Genomic DNA, 1,513 nt, shown 5'->3' with positions numbered 1-1,513 from the left:
TCGCCTGGCTTATTCGGTGTGATCACTGCCGCATCATTCGTGCCGACAACAGTCACAACAACATTGGAAGTCGTGCCATCCGCAGATTTAACGGTAAAGGTTTCAGTCTTGGTTTCGCCTTCAGCCAAGGCCTGAACATTAGCTGCTGCGTTGTTCAGCACGTAAGTCCACTTGCCATCCGTACCAATGCTGAACTTACCGTACGTGCCATCGGTATCCGTCTGCGCCTGGAAGCTGGATTGGCCAGCATCTTTGTCATTCACCAGCAGCGTGCCGCTGGTAGTCAGTACGGAGTCTTCTTTAACTTGGCCAGCATCGTCACCCGGTTTGCCTGGGGTGATCACGGCCTTGTCGTCCAGACCTTGCACATCGATGGTGATGGTGGTTTTTGTGCCGTCGCTCAGTGTTACATCGAAGGATTCGGTTTTGGTTTCGCCGGTTTTAAGGGCTTGCACATTATCCGCATCGTTGTTCAGTGTGTAAGTCCACTTGCCATCGCTGCCCAGCGTTAACTTACCGTAAGTGCCTGCTGCATCGGTTTGCGGCACAAAGGTCGCGCCGCCGGTGGCGGTGAGCGTGCCGGTGCTGCTTTGAACGGTGTCTTCTTGTACTGCGCCGTGGCCGACGGTGGCGGTTTCATTTGTGCCGTTTACGGTGACGGTGATGGTGCTTGTTGTGCCATCGGCGGATTTAACGGTGAAGGTTTCAGTCTTCACATCGCCGTCTTTCAGGGCTTGAACGATTGGATCGTTATTATTCAGCGTGTAAGTCCACTTGCCATCCGTGCCAATGCTGAACTTACCGTATGTGCCGTTGGTGTCAGTCTGCGCCTGGAAGCTGGATTGACCAGCATCTTTGTCATTAACCAGCAAGGTTCCGCTGGTAGTCAGCGTTGTATCTTCTTTGACAGAGCCAGCATCGTCACCCGGTTTGCTTGGGGTGATCACAGCCGCATCGTTCGTTCCGACAACCGTCACCACCACGCTCGAAGTCGTGCCATCGGCAGACTTAACGGTAAAGGTTTCAGTCTTAGTTTCGCCCTCAGCCAGAGCCTGAACATTGGCCGCAGCGTTGTTCAGAACATAAGTCCACTTACCATCGGTGCCAATGCTGAATTTACCGTAAGTGCCATCGGTATTGGTTTGCGCCTGGAAGCTGGATTGACCAGCATCTTTATCGTTAACCAGCAGGGTGCCGCTGGTCGTCAGCGTTGTATCTTCTTTCACCTGGCCTGCATCGTCACCTGGCTTATTAGGTGTGATCACTGCCGCATCATTTGTGCCGACAACCGTCACAACAACATTGGAAGTCGTGCCATCCGCAGATTTAACGGTAAAGGTCTCGGTCTTGGTTTCGCCTTCAGCCAGAGCTTGAACATTGGCCGCCGCGTTGTTCAGAACATAAGTCCACTTTCCATCGGTGCCAATGCTGAACTTACCGTAAGTGCCGTCAGTGTCAGTCTGAGCCTGGAAGCTGGATTGGCCTGCGTCCTTATCATTCACCAGCAATGTGC

At 53.1% G+C, this 1,513-nt stretch carries 1 protein-coding gene; it reads right to left on the bottom strand.

All coding sequences use genetic code 11. The annotated features are described in order from the left end of the window. On the bottom strand, positions 1–1,513 hold a 1,513-nt coding region (locus HA050_RS21685; protein ID WP_205836557.1), incomplete at both ends, for a VCBS domain-containing protein.

The organism is Iodobacter violaceini (assembly GCF_011601265.1).
Lineage (GTDB): Bacteria > Pseudomonadota > Gammaproteobacteria > Burkholderiales > Chitinibacteraceae > Iodobacter > Iodobacter violaceini.
Note: the sequence above shows the minus strand (reverse complement) of the source record. Positions and strands in the feature narration are given on the sequence as shown.